The sequence below is a fragment of the Mesorhizobium sp. M0491 genome, from assembly GCF_040321265.1.
Taxonomy (GTDB): Bacteria; Pseudomonadota; Alphaproteobacteria; order Rhizobiales; family Rhizobiaceae; genus Mesorhizobium.
Window position 1 is genome coordinate 112,680 of sequence record NZ_JAMYRE010000022.1, and the last position, 15,258, is coordinate 127,937.

At 61.2% G+C, this 15,258-nt stretch carries 17 protein-coding genes; 6 read left to right on the plus strand and 11 right to left on the minus strand.

Translation table 11 applies throughout. The annotated features are described in order from the left end of the window. Window positions 1–66: 66 nt before the first annotated feature. From acpS to rpoZ, 6 genes are all read right to left on the minus strand, one after another. Window positions 67–480 carry a holo-ACP synthase gene (acpS, locus tag NKI69_RS25640; protein ID WP_023812868.1) on the minus strand — a complete coding sequence of 138 codons (414 nt, stop codon included), beginning with the start codon at window positions 478–480 and terminating at the stop codon, window positions 67–69. Further along, window positions 477–1,076 carry a DUF2062 domain-containing protein gene (locus NKI69_RS25645; RefSeq protein WP_023812867.1) on the minus strand — a complete coding sequence of 200 codons (600 nt, stop codon included), beginning with the start codon at window positions 1,074–1,076 and terminating at the stop codon, window positions 477–479. Before NKI69_RS25645 ends, acpS begins: the two co-directional genes overlap by 4 nt. Before the next feature lie 255 nt (window positions 1,077–1,331). Continuing rightward, window positions 1,332–1,712 carry a VOC family protein gene (locus NKI69_RS25650; RefSeq protein WP_031213577.1) on the minus strand — a complete coding sequence of 127 codons (381 nt, stop codon included), beginning with the start codon at window positions 1,710–1,712 and terminating at the stop codon, window positions 1,332–1,334. A gap of 71 nt (window positions 1,713–1,783) precedes the next feature. After that, complete coding sequence (pyrE, locus tag NKI69_RS25655; protein ID WP_023812865.1) at window positions 1,784–2,362, minus strand: orotate phosphoribosyltransferase; 579 nt, start codon at window positions 2,360–2,362, stop codon at window positions 1,784–1,786. A 50-nt stretch (window positions 2,363–2,412) separates the two neighbouring features. Then, window positions 2,413–4,641: a RelA/SpoT family protein gene (locus tag NKI69_RS25660; protein WP_023812864.1), complete on the minus strand. Its 2,229-nt coding sequence runs from the start codon at window positions 4,639–4,641 to the stop codon at window positions 2,413–2,415. A gap of 128 nt (window positions 4,642–4,769) precedes the next feature. Continuing rightward, window positions 4,770–5,171 (minus strand): DNA-directed RNA polymerase subunit omega, encoded by a 402-nt coding sequence (rpoZ, locus tag NKI69_RS25665; RefSeq protein ID WP_023812863.1) that lies wholly within the window; start codon window positions 5,169–5,171, stop codon window positions 4,770–4,772. A 324-nt stretch (window positions 5,172–5,495) separates the two neighbouring features. On the opposite strand from rpoZ, the gene NKI69_RS25670 reads away from it, so the two are divergent. Genes NKI69_RS25670 through NKI69_RS25685 form a run of 4 tightly spaced genes read left to right on the plus strand, consistent with a single transcriptional unit; the run spans window position 5,496 to window position 7,410 of the window. Next, entirely contained in the window at window positions 5,496–6,077 is a 582-nt protein-coding gene (locus NKI69_RS25670; protein ID WP_023812862.1) for a LabA-like NYN domain-containing protein, read from the plus strand. A gap of 11 nt (window positions 6,078–6,088) precedes the next feature. Continuing rightward, window positions 6,089–6,745: a uracil-DNA glycosylase gene (locus NKI69_RS25675; RefSeq protein ID WP_352722781.1), complete on the plus strand. Its 657-nt coding sequence runs from the start codon at window positions 6,089–6,091 to the stop codon at window positions 6,743–6,745. A gap of 42 nt (window positions 6,746–6,787) precedes the next feature. After that, a complete protein-coding gene (locus NKI69_RS25680) occupies window positions 6,788–7,114 on the plus strand; it encodes a type II toxin-antitoxin system RelE/ParE family toxin (protein ID WP_352441272.1) in 327 nt (108 codons plus the stop codon). Then, on the plus strand, window positions 7,105–7,410 hold the full coding sequence (locus NKI69_RS25685) for an addiction module antidote protein (protein ID WP_023812859.1): 306 nt from the start codon (window positions 7,105–7,107) through the stop codon (window positions 7,408–7,410). Before NKI69_RS25680 ends, NKI69_RS25685 begins: the two co-directional genes overlap by 10 nt. A 55-nt stretch (window positions 7,411–7,465) precedes the next feature. Here the strand turns inward: NKI69_RS25685 and NKI69_RS25690 are convergent, their stop codons facing one another. The 3 genes from NKI69_RS25690 to dapA are packed head-to-tail and all read right to left on the minus strand — an operon-like array spanning window position 7,466 to window position 9,574. After that, window positions 7,466–8,173: a glycoside hydrolase family 25 protein gene (locus tag NKI69_RS25690; RefSeq protein WP_352722782.1), complete on the minus strand. Its 708-nt coding sequence runs from the start codon at window positions 8,171–8,173 to the stop codon at window positions 7,466–7,468. Between the two features lie 14 nt (window positions 8,174–8,187). Next, window positions 8,188–8,667: an SsrA-binding protein SmpB gene (smpB, locus tag NKI69_RS25695; protein ID WP_013532594.1), complete on the minus strand. Its 480-nt coding sequence runs from the start codon at window positions 8,665–8,667 to the stop codon at window positions 8,188–8,190. A gap of 25 nt (window positions 8,668–8,692) precedes the next feature. Continuing rightward, complete coding sequence (gene dapA, locus NKI69_RS25700) at window positions 8,693–9,574, minus strand: 4-hydroxy-tetrahydrodipicolinate synthase (RefSeq protein WP_352630823.1); 882 nt, start codon at window positions 9,572–9,574, stop codon at window positions 8,693–8,695. A 247-nt stretch (window positions 9,575–9,821) separates the two neighbouring features. Here dapA and NKI69_RS25705 point away from each other — a divergent pair, with 247 nt between their 5' ends. Both NKI69_RS25705 and NKI69_RS25710 read left to right on the plus strand, forming a co-directional pair. Next, on the plus strand, window positions 9,822–11,873 hold the full coding sequence (locus NKI69_RS25705) for a lytic transglycosylase domain-containing protein (RefSeq protein ID WP_352722783.1): 2,052 nt from the start codon (window positions 9,822–9,824) through the stop codon (window positions 11,871–11,873). A 105-nt stretch (window positions 11,874–11,978) separates the two neighbouring features. Further along, on the plus strand, window positions 11,979–12,881 hold the full coding sequence (locus NKI69_RS25710) for an alpha/beta fold hydrolase (RefSeq protein WP_352722784.1): 903 nt from the start codon (window positions 11,979–11,981) through the stop codon (window positions 12,879–12,881). Between the two features lie 59 nt (window positions 12,882–12,940). Here the strand turns inward: NKI69_RS25710 and NKI69_RS25715 are convergent, their stop codons facing one another. Both NKI69_RS25715 and NKI69_RS25720 read right to left on the minus strand, forming a co-directional pair. Continuing rightward, on the minus strand, window positions 12,941–14,035 hold the full coding sequence (locus NKI69_RS25715) for a tyrosine-type recombinase/integrase (protein WP_352609820.1): 1,095 nt from the start codon (window positions 14,033–14,035) through the stop codon (window positions 12,941–12,943). Window positions 14,036–14,272: 237 nt separating this feature from the next. Beyond that, window positions 14,273–15,258 (minus strand): porin (locus NKI69_RS25720; RefSeq protein ID WP_352722785.1); only part of this gene is annotated, 986 nt, incomplete at its 5' end.

The following is a 15,258-nucleotide window of genomic DNA, read 5'->3' on the forward strand; positions in this document are numbered from 1 at the left end:
TGTGCGTTGGATGGTATAGAGTCTCGGCGCGCGCTGGGCAACGTCAATGCCGGTCGTCAGAGGCAATCAATGTGGCGCTTCTTCGACGGGCAGCGCCTCGATGATCACAAAGGCTTGAGCGAGCGGGAAATCATCCGTGATGGTGAGGTGGATCGCCGCCCGGTGGCCCTTTGGCAGGATTTTGTCCAGCCTGGCCTGCGCTCCTCCCGTCAGCGCCATGGTCGGCGCGCCACTGGGCAGGTTGACGACACCCATGTCGCGCCAGAACACGCCCTGCGCCAGACCGGTGCCCAGCGCCTTGGCGCAGGCCTCCTTGGCAGCGAACCGCTTGGCATAGGAGGCAGCACGCGCCCGCCGGTTTTCGGAGCGGGCCTGTTCGATCTCGGTGTAGATTCTCTGGATGAAGCGCTGGCCGTGACGCTCCAGCGACTTTTCGATGCGTCTGATGTCGATCAGGTCGCTGCCGATGCCGATGATCATCGCGCGGTGGAACCGATGCTTGCGCCGGGATGGGACGATTGCGCATGCCGGCTTGCACGCTCGGCCAGACGCTTGCGCCGCTGTTCGCGGAAAGCGTTCATGCCCCAGCGCGTGATGGCGTAGAACAGCAGCCCGAAGGCGAGCCCGAGCGGAACCGCGCCGATCAGCATCGGTTCGAGGACCGGTTTCCACAATTGCGCGAAGGAGAGATTATGCAGCATCTCGCCCAGATGTGCCGGCGGCCCATGCGTCGGCAGGCGGTCATGCAGGATGAGCTTGCCCGTTTCCCACGACGCGCCCCATAGCAACGGGAAGGTCAGCGGGTTGCCGAAAAAAACCGCGCCGAGAGCGGCCGCCACCAGATTGCCGGCGATCACCCAGCACAGGAGGGCAGCGATGATGAAATGGAAACCGACGGGAAAGAATGAAGCGAAGACACCGGCCGCAACACCGGCCGCAACCGCATGCGGTGTGGCCTTCAGCCGCAGGATGCGCTTGGAAAAATACTGAAGCGAGCGCGAAAACGAGCGGCGCGGCCAAAGGTAGGTACGCACCCGCTCATAAAAGCCATCAGGCTTGCGGCGTCGAAAAAGCACTCTGTTCCCGTTCCACAGCGCCCGCAACGGCACCTTCAGCCGGGCGTGGCAGCCACATCTTGCGCTTGACGATCACCCTATGGCAATCGCCACCTTATATAACGACGCGCTGGCGCAAGAACAACCAAACACCTTCTGTGCGCCGCGCTTGTCGCCGCCCTTCGGGGCGGCAGGTCTTGCTTCGAACATCGGATAATCGCGGCGAATTTAGGGAACCGGCAGTCGCATCGCCGAAAGGCGCATCGTCGCCGGCGGCTACGGCAGGTATTCGCTGACCTCGACCAGATTGCCGTCTGGGTCACGGAAATAAACCGACATCATCGGACCTCGGGCCCCGATACGTTCAACCGGGCCGAGTTCCACCACCACACCATTGGCCGCGAGCCGGGCACGGACCTCATCCAGTGGCCGGTCGGTGATCAGGCAGAAATCACCTGATCCTGATGTCGGCGACTTCGCCTTGGGCTCGAAAGTGCGGCCGACCTCATGCACATTGATCTTATGGGTACCGAAAGCCAGCGCCGTCGGCCGATCCGCCGCGTCGATGCGCTCAAAACCCAGCACGCGCTGGTAAAACTCACAGGTCACTTCCAGCGAAGCGACCGTCAGCACGAAATGATCGATGCCGGCGACCATTTCCAATCTGTCTTCACGCATGTCGCTTTCCCCAAAACCGCCGCACATTGTTGGGCGAAAAAAATGCCCCGTCAGATGTTGCGGCTGCCGGGCTTGATCGCCGGGATGGCGGCAAGCTCCGGCGGCAGCCGGTCGGCCGGATAGGCCGGGACCTCATACTCGGCAAGCGCGATGAGCGGCACACCGACATCGGTCTTGCCGGCCGAACGGTCGATGATGCAGGCCGCGGCCGCCACCTCGGCGCCAAGATCGCGCAGGCACTCGATGGTCTCACGGATCGACAGGCCAGTGGTGACGATGTCCTCGACGATGACGACACGCGAGCCCCTGGCGATCTCGAAGCGGCGCAAGCGGAACTCGCCCCCTTCCCGCTCGACCCAGATCGCCGGCACGCGGAGATGACGCGAGGTCTCGTAGGCTGGGATCAGCCCTCCGATCGCCGGGCCGACGACATAATCAATCTTGCCTGGCACGCCAGCGCGTATCTTCTCGGCCAACGCCTTGCACAGAAGCTCGGTCTTGTCGGCATGCATGAACACGCGCGCCTTCTGCAGGAAGACCGGACTGCGCAGGCCCGAGGTCAAAATGAAATGCCCTTCCAGAACAGCACCCGCCTCGCGGAAAATGCCCAGCACTTCATCGGTGTTCATGTCTGCCTCTTTTTGATTGACCATGACTTTGTCCGAAACCGGAGCATGGTCTAGCCATTGACGCGTCTTGCGTCGCTGACGCTCGAATTGTCCTTGAGCTGCGACAGCAGCCGGTTGAGGTGCTTGAGATCCCAGACTTCGAGATCGATCAGCATTTCGGTGAAGTCGGGAGCAGTGCGCACCATCGACAGTGTATGGATGTTGGCGTCGTTCGAGGCAACCACCTGCGCTATATCGGCGAGTGACCCCGGCGCGTTGATGGCGGTGACCGATACGCGCGCCGGAAAGCGTTCCTTGGTGCGCTCGTCGATGTCCCAGCGCACGTCGATCCAGCGTTCGGGCTGATCGTCGAACGCCTGCAGCGCCGGCGACTGGATCGGATAGATGGTGATGCCGGTGCCCGGCTGGACGATGCCGACGATGCGATCGCCAGGCACCGCCCCTTCCGGCGCGAAGCGCACCGGCAGATCGCCGCGCACGCCGCGGATCGGCACGGCGCCATCGCGTGGCTGGTCCTTGTCCTTGCGCGCGGCACGACCCGGAATCTGGAACAGCATGCCGGCGGCATTGCGGATCTTCGACCAGCCCTCCTCGCGCGGCTTGGGGACGGCCGTGGTGACGCGCTCATCCTTGTAGTCGGGGAATACCGCCTTCATGACGTCGGTGGAGGCGAGCTCGCCGCGCCCGACGGAGGCCAGCACATCCTCGATGTCCTTGCGCGCCAGCCTGTGCAGCACCTGCTTCAGGCTCTCCTTGGTGAAGGTCTTGCCGGCACGCTCGAAGGCGCGTTCCAGGATGCGGATGCCGAGACCCGAATATTGCTTGCGGATGGCATTCTTGGTGGCACGGCGGATGGCCGAGCGCGCCTTGCCGGTGACGACGACCGATTCCCACGCCGCCGGCGGAACCTGTGCCTTGGAGCGGATGATCTCGACCTCATCGCCGTTCTTCAGCTCCGTCATCAGCGGCATGATGCGGCCGTTGACCTTGGCACCGACGCAGGTGTCACCGACATCGGTGTGCACCGCGTAGGCGAAGTCGATCGGTGTCGCGCCGCGCGGCAGCGCAATCAACATGCCTTTCGGGGTGAAGCAGAACACCTGGTCCTGAAACAGTTCTAGCTTGGTATTTTCGAGGAAATCCTCGGGATTGTCGCCTTCGGCAAGCTGCTCGATGGTGCGCCGCAGCCAGGCATAGGCGTTGGTTTCCTTCGAAATCGCGTGGGCGGCGCCATTCGTCTTGCCGCCGGTGTCCTTGTAGATCGAATGGGCAGCGACGCCGTATTCGGCGATCTTGTTCATCTCTCGGGTGCGGATCTGCAGTTCGACACGCTGGCGCGACGGGCCGACGATGGTGGTGTGGATCGACCGATAATCGTTCTGCTTCGGCGTCGAGATGTAATCCTTGAAGCGGCCCGGCACCATCGACCACGCGGTGTGGATGGCGCCAAGCGCCCGGTAACAGTCCTCGACCGTATCGACGACGACGCGGAAGCCGAAAATATCCGAGAGCTGCTCGAAGGACAGTGCCTTGGCCTCCATCTTGCGGAACACCGACCACGGCTTCTTCTGCCGGCTCTTCACGCCGGCGTTGATCGCATGCTTCTCGAACAGCGTGGACAGCGCTTTTTCGATGTCCGTCAGCACGCCCTTGTTGCGCTCGAAGATTTCGGCAAGCCGTGCGGTGACGGCGCGATAGGCCTCCGGATTGATGAAGCGGAAGGCGATCTCCTCCAGCTCCTCGCGCATGCCTTGCATGCCCATGCGGCCGGCCAGCGGCGCGTAGATATCCATCGTCTCCTCGGCGATGCGCAGGCGCTTGGCTTCCGGCATGTGGTCGAGGGTGCGCATATTGTGCAGGCGGTCGGCGAGCTTGACCAGCAGCACGCGGACATCTTCTGAAATCGCCAGCAGAAGCTTTCTCAGGTTTTCCGCCTGCTCGGCCTTCTTCGAGACGAGATCGAGCTTCTTCAGCTTGGTCAGGCCCTCGACCAGCTTGCCCATTTCGGGGCCGAACAGATCGTCGATCTCGGCCCGTGTGGCGGTCGTGTCCTCGATCGTGTCGTGCAGCAGGGCGACCGCGATCGTCGCCTCGTCCATATGCATCTCGGTGAGGATGGCGGCGACTTCGAGCGGGTGCGAGAAATACGGGTCGCCGGAAGCGCGCTTCTGGTGGCCATGCTTCTGCATGGCATAGACATAGGCCTTGTTGAGCAACGCCTCGTTGACGTCAGGCTTGTAGCGCTGGACGCGCTCGACAAGCTCATACTGACGCATCATGGGCGGGATCTCGCGGTGCTGAAATGATTGATGCGCCGCACTAGCGTACGGCGCATCCCATAGATAGCCACGAAACTGACTGGACGGAAGTGCCGGAAACGTATTCCAGGCAGGTCCAGAGCGCTGGCTTAGTAGTCGTCGCTCTTTTCCGGCGGCACCAGGCCCTCGATGCCGGCCAGGAGGTCTTCCTCGGTCATCCGGTCGAAGGTGACGTTCTCCTCGGTGTCATCGGCGTCGGTGGCCGCAACGGCGGCGCCGGTCTGATCGGCAATCGCCTCGCCGTCGGCTTCGGGCTCGTCGACCTCGACATGCTTCTGCAGCGAATGGATCAGATCTTCCTTGAGGTCGTCGGGCGAAAGCGTCTCATCGGCGATCTCGCGCAGCGCCACGACCGGGTTCTTGTCGTTGTCACGCGGCACGGTGATCGGCGCGCCCTGGCTGATCTGGCGGGCGCGGTGGCCGGCCAAGAGCACCAGCTCGAAGCGGTTGTCGACCTTGTCGATGCAATCTTCAACGGTTACGCGGGCCATGGATTGCCCCTTTCATGCGATGGATTTGATGGAAAACAGGCGCGGTCCATAACCCGAACGCCGCCAAAATACAAGCATCATGGCAATGGCCGGGCTGCATGGCGCCCAAACCTTGGTTCAAACACCCGATTTGGCAAAACCTGTCTGTGGTTATGTGTTCGGTGTCCCGATCACAATTGCTTGCAGTACCGCACGCACCCTTGGATTGCCGCGAAACTGGCGCTATCTCGGATGGCATGGAGGTCAGCCGGTTTATTATGAGCCTGACCGAACGCTATCGCATTTCGTTTAGACGGCCGTTTATTTCGAGAAGGAATATTTTCCATGTTCGACCCTCGTGAAAAAATCGCCCTATTCATCGACGGCGCCAATCTTTACGCAACGTCACGTGCACTCGGCTTCGACATCGACTATCGCAAGCTCCTGTCGAGCTTTCAGAAGCGCGGCTATCTGTTGCGCGCCTATTATTACACGGCGCTGGTCGAGGATCAGGAATACTCCTCGATCCGTCCGTTGATCGACTGGCTCGACTATAATGGCTTCAAGGTGGTCACCAAGCCGGCCAAGGAGTTCACCGACTCGACCGGTCGCCGCAAGATCAAGGGCAATATGGACATCGAGCTTGCGGTCGATGCGTTGCAGCTCGCCGATGTCGTCGACCACTACGTCATCTTTTCCGGCGACGGCGACTTCCGCACGCTGGTCGAGGCGTTGCAGCGGCGCGGTCGCAAGGTGTCGATCGTCTCGACCATGGCCTCGCAGCCGCCGATGATCTCCGACGACCTGCGCCGCCAGGCCGACCATTTCATCGACCTGATGACATTGAAGAACGAGGTCGGCCGTGATCCCTCCGAGCGGTCGGTGCGGCGGCCCGAGCCGGCCGAAGTCGACGAGGACGATTACTGAGGCCAGTCGCCTTGACCGCCCTTTCCGCCTCCGAACCCGGCCGCGATTGCCCGCTCTGCCCGCGGCTGCATGACTTCATCGCCGAATGGCGGCAGCGCGAGCCGTCCTGGTTCAATGCGCCGGTGCCGACTTTTTTGCCGCCGGAGGGCGACGCCGGGGTTCAATTGCTGATCGTCGGGCTGGCGCCTGGCCTTCGCGGTGCCAATCGAACGGGCCGCCCGTTCACCGGCGACTATGCCGGCGACCTGCTCTACTCGACGATGATTTCGCACGGTTTTGCGCGCGGAGAGTTCAGGGCCCGGCCAGACGACGGATTGGAGTTGGTCGGCACCGCGATCACCAACGCGGTGCGCTGCGTGCCGCCGGAGAACAAGCCGGTGGGCGCCGAGATTGCCACCTGCCGGACATTCCTGGTGCCGACGATCGCGCGGTTCCCCAATTTGCGCGCCGTGCTGGCACTGGGATCGATCGCGCACCAGTCGACCGTGCGGGCACTGGGTGGGCGCGTCGCCGCCTACCCGTTCAAGCATGGCGGGCAGCTGCCGGCCGGTGGCGTCACGCTGTTTTCGAGCTATCACTGCTCACGCTACAACACCAATACCGGCGTGCTGACCGAGGCAATGTTCGTCAGCGTTTTCAGCCAGATAGCGGCGTTCTTGGGCAAGTAGGCACGATAAGCAATCAGCTTCTCCCCTTGACAATAGTCAACCATGGTTTACAGTTACCATGATGCAGGTTTCGAAACCGATACATTCAAACGCTGGCTCGAAGACCTCCGCGACGCGCAAGCAAAAGCCCGCATTGTTCGGCGCATCGACCGACTGACTGTAGGCAATCCGGGAGACGTCAAGCCCGTTGGCGAGGGCATAAGCGAAATGCGGATCGACGATGGTCCTGGCTATCGCATCTATTTCCTCCAAGCAGGCAACTTGTGCGTGCTGCTCCTTTGCGGTGGCGACAAAGGAACGCAAAGCAGAGACATCGCAGCCGCAAAAAAACTCGCCAAGGAATGGAAGGACAAGGCAATATGGCAATGAAAGTCACAGCCTTTGACGGGGCCGAATATCTCGACACTCCAGAGGCAATCGAAGCATATCTGGCAGCGACGTGCGAAGATGGCACCGCAGCGGAGATTGCTCATGCGCTTGGCGTCATTGCGCGTGCGCAGAACATGACGAGACTTGCCGAGAAAGCCGGTATGACGCGACAGGCTCTCTACAAGGCCCTGAGCGGCGAAGGGAATCCCGAATTCGCAACGATCATGAAAGTGGCCGAGGCGCTTGGTCTGAAACTGACCTTCGTGAGCGCGCAGGCAGGACGGAACGCTGCGTAACACGAATCAGCGCGCCGACATTTGGTTCTCCATCTCGCCAGCGGAATTCGTCTGATCAAGGTGCAGCGAACAGCTCGGCCAATTTCTCCGGCCCACCCTGCAGCACATTCAGGTCGACATCGCCGTTGATGCCGTCGACGCGACCCCTGTTGTGGTACTGCCAGTAGACCCAGTCGTCGCGATCCGGCTCCAGGAGCAATGAGCGGAGCCAGAGCGGACGGGCAGCAATGCGCCCTGCATACGCTTCCGCTGCGTCGTCGGTCAGATAGACCACCGCCGGCTTGCCGAACGCCGCCTCGACTGGAGCGAGGAACGCGGCCAGTTCGGCGTTCAATTGTTCGGGCGTCGGCCGCTGCGGGCAGTTGCCGCCGAATTCGATATCGACCACGGGCGGCAGCAGGGACTGATCGTGCGGCACCACGGAGATGAAATTCTTCGCCTGGTCCGCACCCGGCCGGCAAAAGGTGAAAAAGTGATAGGCGCCGACGGCGAGACCGGCGGCCCGGGCCTCTTCCAAATTCCGTGCGAAAGCATCATCGACATGATCGCCGCCTTCGGTCGCCTTGATGACGGCAAAGGCGACATCGTCGGCGGCTACGCGCCGCCAATCGATCTGGCCCTGATGATGGGAGACGTCAATGCCCCTGACCGGATATTTATCGCGATCCGGCGAGAATGTGCGGAAGTAGAGATAGCCGCCTGCCGTGATGAGGCACACCGAGACCAGGCTCGCTAGACCGAAAAGAACAATCCGGTTCGTCAAGCGAATGCCCCAGCCTACCCACGCTCTTTTAAGAGCCGGCCCTTCTCGCGCGACCAGTCGCGCTGCTTCTCGGATTCGCGCTTGTCGTGCAGTTTCTTGCCGCGGCCGACGGCGAGCAACAGCTTGGCGCGACCCTGGTCGTTGAAATAGATTTTCAGCGGCACCAGCGTCATGCCTTCGCGGTCGACACTCTGCGACAGTTTCGCCATCTCGCGCTTGTTGAGCAGCAGCTTGCGGCGCCGGCGCGGCTCATGGTTGAAGCGGTTGGCCTGCAGATATTCCGGCAGATAAGAGTTGATCAGCCAGATCTCGCCGCCTTCGACCGAGGCATAGCTGTCCTGGATGTTGGCCTGGCCCTGGCGCAGCGACTTGACCTCGGTGCCGGTCAGCACCAGACCGGCCTCGACCGTGTCGAGCACCTCATAGGAAAACCGCGCCTTGCGGTTTTCCGAAACGGTCTTGTTGTTGGGATCGGCTTTTCTGACTTGATTCATGATGCGGAGAGGTGGCGCCTCATCCCTAATTAATCAAGCCGGCGTGCTTCATCGCCGCATCGATCTTGTCGGCGGTCGACTGTTCGACCGTCATTAGCGGCGAACGCAGCACATTTTCGACCTTGCCCAGCTTCGACAGCGCATATTTCGCCCCGGAAACGCCAGGTTCGATAAAGATCGCCTTGTGCAGCGGCAGCAGACGATCTTGCAATTCCAGTGCCTTGGCGCTGTCGCCGGACAGCGTCGCCTCCTGAAATTCCGCGCACAGCCGCGGCGCGACATTCGAGGTCACCGAGATGCAGCCGACGCCGCCATGCGCGTTGAAACCAAGCGCCGAAGCATCCTCGCCCGAAAGCTGGATAAAATCCATGCCGCACGTGGCGCGCTGCTCGGAGACCCGTTCGACCTTGCCGGTGGCATCCTTGACGCCGACAATGTTCTTGAAGTCGTGCGCGAGCCGCCCCATCGTCTCCGGCATCATGTCGATGACCGAGCGCGGCGGGATGTTGTAGATGATGATCGGCAGCTTGGTCGCCCTGGCGACGGCAGCGAAGTGCTCGTACAGGCCGCGTTGTGTCGGCCTGTTGTAATAGGGCGTGACAACGAGTGCAGCGTCCGCACCGGCCTTCTCGGCATACTGCACGAGGCCGACCGCTTCCTCGGTGTTGTTGGAGCCGGCGCCGGCGACGACCGGAACGCGGCCCTTGGCCACCTCGATACACACCTTGACGACCTGGCGGTGCTCGTCATGCGACAGCGTCGGCGACTCGCCGGTGGTGCCGACCGGCACCAGGCCCGTCGTGCCCTCTGAGAGTTGCCATTCGACGAACGCGCGAAAGGCTTTCTCGTCGAAACGCCCGCTCTTTTCGAACGGTGTCACGAGCGCAGTAAGCGAGCCTCTCAGCATATCGTCCAACTCCTTGGCACTTCTGGTGTTTTGTGTCGGTGTTTGTGGTCGCGCCTTCTAGCCGAAAGCGAAGCGGCGCACCATAGTCTCGACATGGTTGCGCGGCAAGCATTGCCATGGTGCCAGCAAACGCAATTCGAACGGCCTCGCTAACTCTTTGTTTACGAGCTCTTCACGACCTAAGTTTAGGCTTCGAGGCATCTTCGCCTGCTTGTGGAATGCCAGGACAAGGAAAGACTTAAGGATCATGCCGGGCGGTCGGCCTCACATTCTCGCGCTGCTTGGCGCCACGCTCGCGCTGATGCCGGGCATGGCGATCAGTGGTAGCGTGGACGTACGGGTCACCTCAGCCATTCCGATGCCAGGCGCGGCAATTGCGCTGCCTGACCTGCAGGGCAGGACCCCACAGCCGCCCTTGCCCGACGTCGCCCCCTTGAAAAGCGGGCTGGATGCGTTGGCGGCGGGCGATAGTCCCCGCGCTCGTGGTGTGCGCGATGGCCTTCCCGCTCAGTCGCTCGACCAGCATATCCTTGCCTGGGCGATTGCGCTTTATGGCGGCGACAAGATTCCGAGCGGCGACATCACTGCTGCGGCCAAGATGCTGCCCAATTGGCCGGGCACCGTCGTCCTGCGCAAAAACAGCGAACGCGCACTCTATCGTGAAAATCCCGCCCCCGATGCCGTCATTGCGGCATTCGACGGCGGCCAGCCGCAGACATTCGAAGGCGTGATGGTTCTTGCCCGCGCCTATGTGACGTCAGGCAATATCAAGGCGGCACGTTCGGTGCTGTCGCCCTTCTGGCGCACCGCGATCCTGGAGGCCAGGGACGAGGCGGCGCTGATCAAGGAATTCGGCAGCTTGATCCCGGCCGCCGACCACCGTTTTCGCATGGAGCGCATGTTCTATGCCGACCGCGCGAATTCCGCCTTGCGCGTCGCCGGCCTGGCCGGTGCCCAGCAGCTCGCCGAGGCCTGGGCGGCGGCCGACAAAGGCGACAAGAACGCCGCCAAACTGCTGAAGGCGGTGCCGGCGGCGCAGCGTTCGGCCGGCTACTTCTTCGCGCAGGCCGAATATCTGCGCAAGCAAGAGAATTTTGCCGGGGCCGCCGCCATTGTGATGCAGGCGCCGACCGATCGCGACGCTCTCGTCGATCCGGATGCCTGGTGGGTCGAGCGCCGGGTGCTGTCGCGCGAATTGGTCGACCAGGGCGATATGAAGGCCGCGTACAAGATCGTCGCCACACACGCCGCCGAAAGTGCCGCCAATGCGGCAGACGCCGAATTCCATGCTGGCTGGTACGCGCTGCGCGGCCTGAACGACCCAAAAACCGCGGCCAGTCATTTCGCTCGCATCGCGGACCTCGCCCAGGGGCCGATGACGCTGTCGCGCGCCTATTATTGGCTCGGCCGTGCCGCGGAAGTCGGCGGTCCGGGCAATGCCAAGGACTATTTTGCACGCGCCACTGCCTATGGCACGACATTCTACGGCCAGCTTGCCGCCGAACGCGTGGGCCGGCAGGCGCTGAACATCGTCTATCCCTCGCCAAGTGCAGCCGACCGGCAGAATTTTGCCGGCCGCGAGGCCGTCAGCGCCATCAAGCGGCTGCAGGAGGCGGGCTACGACCGCTATGCCGAGACGCTCTATCGCGACCTTGCCGGGCAGTTGACGAGTCCGGGAGAACTGGCGCTGCTGGCTGTCCTTGCGGAAAAGCAAGGGAACCATTTCATGGCGCTGAAAATCGGCAAGATCGCCGGGGCGCGCGGCATCGATGTCGGCGCATTGTCGCATCCGCTCGGCGTCATTCCCGATTCGGCCGACATTTCCGGCTCGGGCAAGGCGCTGGCCTATGCGATCGCCCGCCAGGAAAGCGAATTCAACATCGGCGCCGTGTCGAGCGCCGGCGCGCGCGGGCTGCTGCAGCTGATGCCGGGAACCGCAAGGCAACTGGCGAAGAAGGCCGGGCTGCAGTTTTCGCAAACACGGCTGACCACTGATGCCGGCTATAACGCGACGCTTGGTTCGGCCTTCCTCGGCGAACAGCTCGACCGCTTCAACGGCTCCTACGTGCTGACCTTCGCCGGCTACAATGCCGGCCCCAACCGCGCCAGCCAGTGGGTGGCCAGATATGGCGACCCGCGCGGCAAGGACATCGACGCGGTCGTCGACTGGATCGAGCGGATTCCCTACACGGAAACACGAAGTTACGTGCAGCGCGTGATGGAGAATTACGAAGTCTACAAGATGCGTATTTCGGGTAAATATGACATCGTGGGAGATCTGGTGAACGGGCGGAGTTGAGGCTTTTCCTTCTCCCCGTGAGAGAAGGAAAAAGAGCCTTTCATTTGACCATCCCCGCCCTCGCCTGTAGCTGTCCAGATCGGTACAGCGAGATCGAACATTCCGATGGCAAGCGAACAAAGTTTCTCCGACTTCTTCTTCAGCACACCGGATGAGCTGAAGCTTCATGCGCGCATCTACGGTGAGGCCAATACCGGATCCTGGCCGGTTGTCTGCCTGCCTGGCCTGACCCGCAATGCCAGGGATTTTCACGAGCTGGCGCTCTATCTGTCGACGGATGCGGCAACTCCGCGAAAGGTCATCGCCTTCGACTACCGTGGGCGCGGGCAGTCAGCCTATGATCCCGACGTCAAAAATTACAATGTCGGCGTGGAGGCTGGCGACATCCTGGCCGGGCTGACGGCGCTGAACATCGGAGGAGAAGCGGCCTTCATCGGCACCTCGCGCGGCGGGCTGATCATCCATGTGCTCGGGATGATGCGGCCATCCATCCTGAAAGTCATTGTTTTCAACGACATCGGACCGGTGATCGAGACGGCCGGGCTTGCCCATATCCAGTCTTATCTCGAGCGCGACCCGGGACCGAAAACCCGCACACAGGCGGCGGCCGCCCAGCGCAGCGTGCATGGTGAAGACTTCCCCTCCCTTGCCGGCGCCGATTGGGATCGGATGGTATGGGCTCTCTACCGCGAAACGGATGGTGGGCTGGTGCCGGATTTCGATCCGAAGCTGGTGGATACCGTTGCCAGTCTCGATCTGACGCAGAAGCTGCCTGATCTATGGCCTCAATTCGAGGCGTTGGCCGCCATCCCGTTGCTCACCATACGTGGTGCCAATTCGAGATTGCTGTCCATGGACACGCTCAACCAGATGAGAGAGCGCCATTCCATGATGGAGACGATCACTGTCGAGGGCCAGGGCCATGCGCCATTCCTCGAGACCGGCAGCCTGCCGGGCGACATAGCCGCTTTTCTCGACCAAGCCGAGCGGAAGAATATCCCGAAGTAAATCCCATGACCAAACAAGGTCACGGGATAGCTACAATAGTATAGACAGGATTCTTCAGCCTACTTGGCTTTTGAACTTTTCCGAGTCGCTTTCGGCGACTCCTTTGCGGCGGCGGCTGCCTCGCCCCTCTTCTTCCGCCCTGCCGTCGGCGACGAAGGCGTCGTCATAGGCGAAGAAAACATGGAGCCCTCAGCGCGATTGCCGCCCGGCTGAGTCGATCGAGGTGTTTCCAGCACGATGACACAGCCATCGAGATCGTTGGTGGCCAGATGCGCGTAGCGCATGGTCATCGACAACGTCTGATGGCCGAGCCACATCTGCACGCGCCTGATGTCGATGCCGCCCTGGACAAGACGCGAGGCGCAGGTATGGCGCAGTATGTGCGGCACCACCTGATCGTCGGCGCCGAGGCCGACTTCGGCCTTCGCGTCGTTCCAGATGGCACGAAACTGTGCCTGGCTGAGCTTGGTGAACGGTCCTTTGGGCCGGCGACCCTCAGTGGGAGGCAGCTTGATGACCTCCTTGACCCGCTCGGTCATCGGGATGGTGCGGCTGCGGCCGGATTTGGTGATCCAGAAACTGACGCGATGCTCCTGGATATCGTTCCAGATCAGCCCAAGCGCCTCGCCGAGACGGCATCCGGTGTCGACCAGGAAGACGGAAAGCCTGTAGGCATCCTCGCTGCGGCTCTTGATGGCGGCGAACAGCCGCGCCTCTTCGTCCCTTTCGAGGAAGCGAATCCGACCCGCCCGCTCCTTCTGGCGGCGGAACTCGGGCAGGCTGTGGATATCTCCCATCTTGTGAGCCTTGCGCAGCAGTTTGCTGAGGGCAGCCATTTTTCGATTGATGGTTGCGTTGCTGTTGCCGCGCTGGCGCAAGGTGCCGATAAGGTTGTCCAGGGTACTTTGGTCAAAGGCGCTGAAACGCTCCCCAAGGAGAATCTCGTCTATTTCGCCGATGAACGAGCTGACATTATACTTATGCCGCCCATCATCCCATAATATGTCCCGATATGCTGAAAAAAGATCTCCGACCCGATGCGACTTTACTTCTCTAATCTTGTTGTAGGTGTATCGAATCTTCGGACTTTGAGAAGAAAACATCGAAAAATGATCAGAGGTCTCGCCCTCTTGAATCGCTTCGTTCGTCATCATTTGCCACACCCCCGAGTGGGATAGGTCAGCCCTACCCGCTTGGAAGCGTCCTTTCAAGAGATTTTAATCACGCAGTTGTGATTTCATCCGCCCATCAGCGGATCCCACGAAATCACCCCACGGATTTATTCAGCTACCGTTACCCCCATCCTTCCGTTTGCCTTGATCCAGTCACGAAACAAAAACAGCCCGGGCGTTGTGCGCCCGGGCTGGATTTCACCTGTAAGGAACCAGCCCTTAGAACGAGCGCTGGAAGCGGAGGATACCGCCGATGCTGCTGTCATCGTCAGCGCCGGTCCAGTTGGACGCCGGGAAGCTGCCCGCATTGACGTAGTCGACTTCGGCCGTGACCGTGAAGCCGGGAACGACGTCATAGGCGATATTCGCCGCGATGCCGAGGTTCTCGTCTTCATCATACGACACCTGGGCGTTGAACGAGGTCTTCTCGTTGAACTTGTAGGTGCCACCGCCCCAGACTGCCCAGTTGCCGCCCCACAGCTTGTACATGGAGCGACCACCGCCGAAGTCGTTGATATTATCATCAGTGCCGTAGCCACCCATGATAAACAGCGAAAGTTCATTCGTGGCGTTCACATCCAAACGAACCTTTCCAGCAACTTCTTCGTAATTGCTGTCATAAGCAATGACACCGCTGATGCCACCCCAACCCTGCGTCCACTTCACGCCGCCAACGACATGAGGGACGTAGCTGTCGATCGTGAAGTCGCCATAGCCTTCTTCGAGAGAGACCACAGCCGAGAAGCCGTTCCCAGCGTCGAAGTAGTACTGAATCACGTTCGTGTCGAAGCCACCATAAGGAACGAGCGTATCCTGGATGACGTTGCCAGCATAACCGGTAAACGTATCGAACGCCGATTCGTCCTTACCGACGCGCAGGCCACCGAGCTGGATCCAGGCGAAATTAAGCGAAATGCCCTTATTGAAGGCTTCGTCGCTAAAATTCGTGTTGCCGAAATTGATACGAGTCTCGGTGTAGGTCTTCAAGGTACCGAGTTCGGTCTCCTGGCCGGTCCAGGTCTTCAGCGTGAAGCGTGCATTTTTTCTCCAGGTATCCTGGACGTCACCATCCATCCGGTCGATAGCACGAGCACCATTAAACGAACCAATGTCACCAGCGCCGATGTCATAACGGACATAGCCGCCGATGCGCAGGCAGGTTTCGGTGCCGGGGATGTAGAAGTAGCCAGCGCCGTAGACGTCGC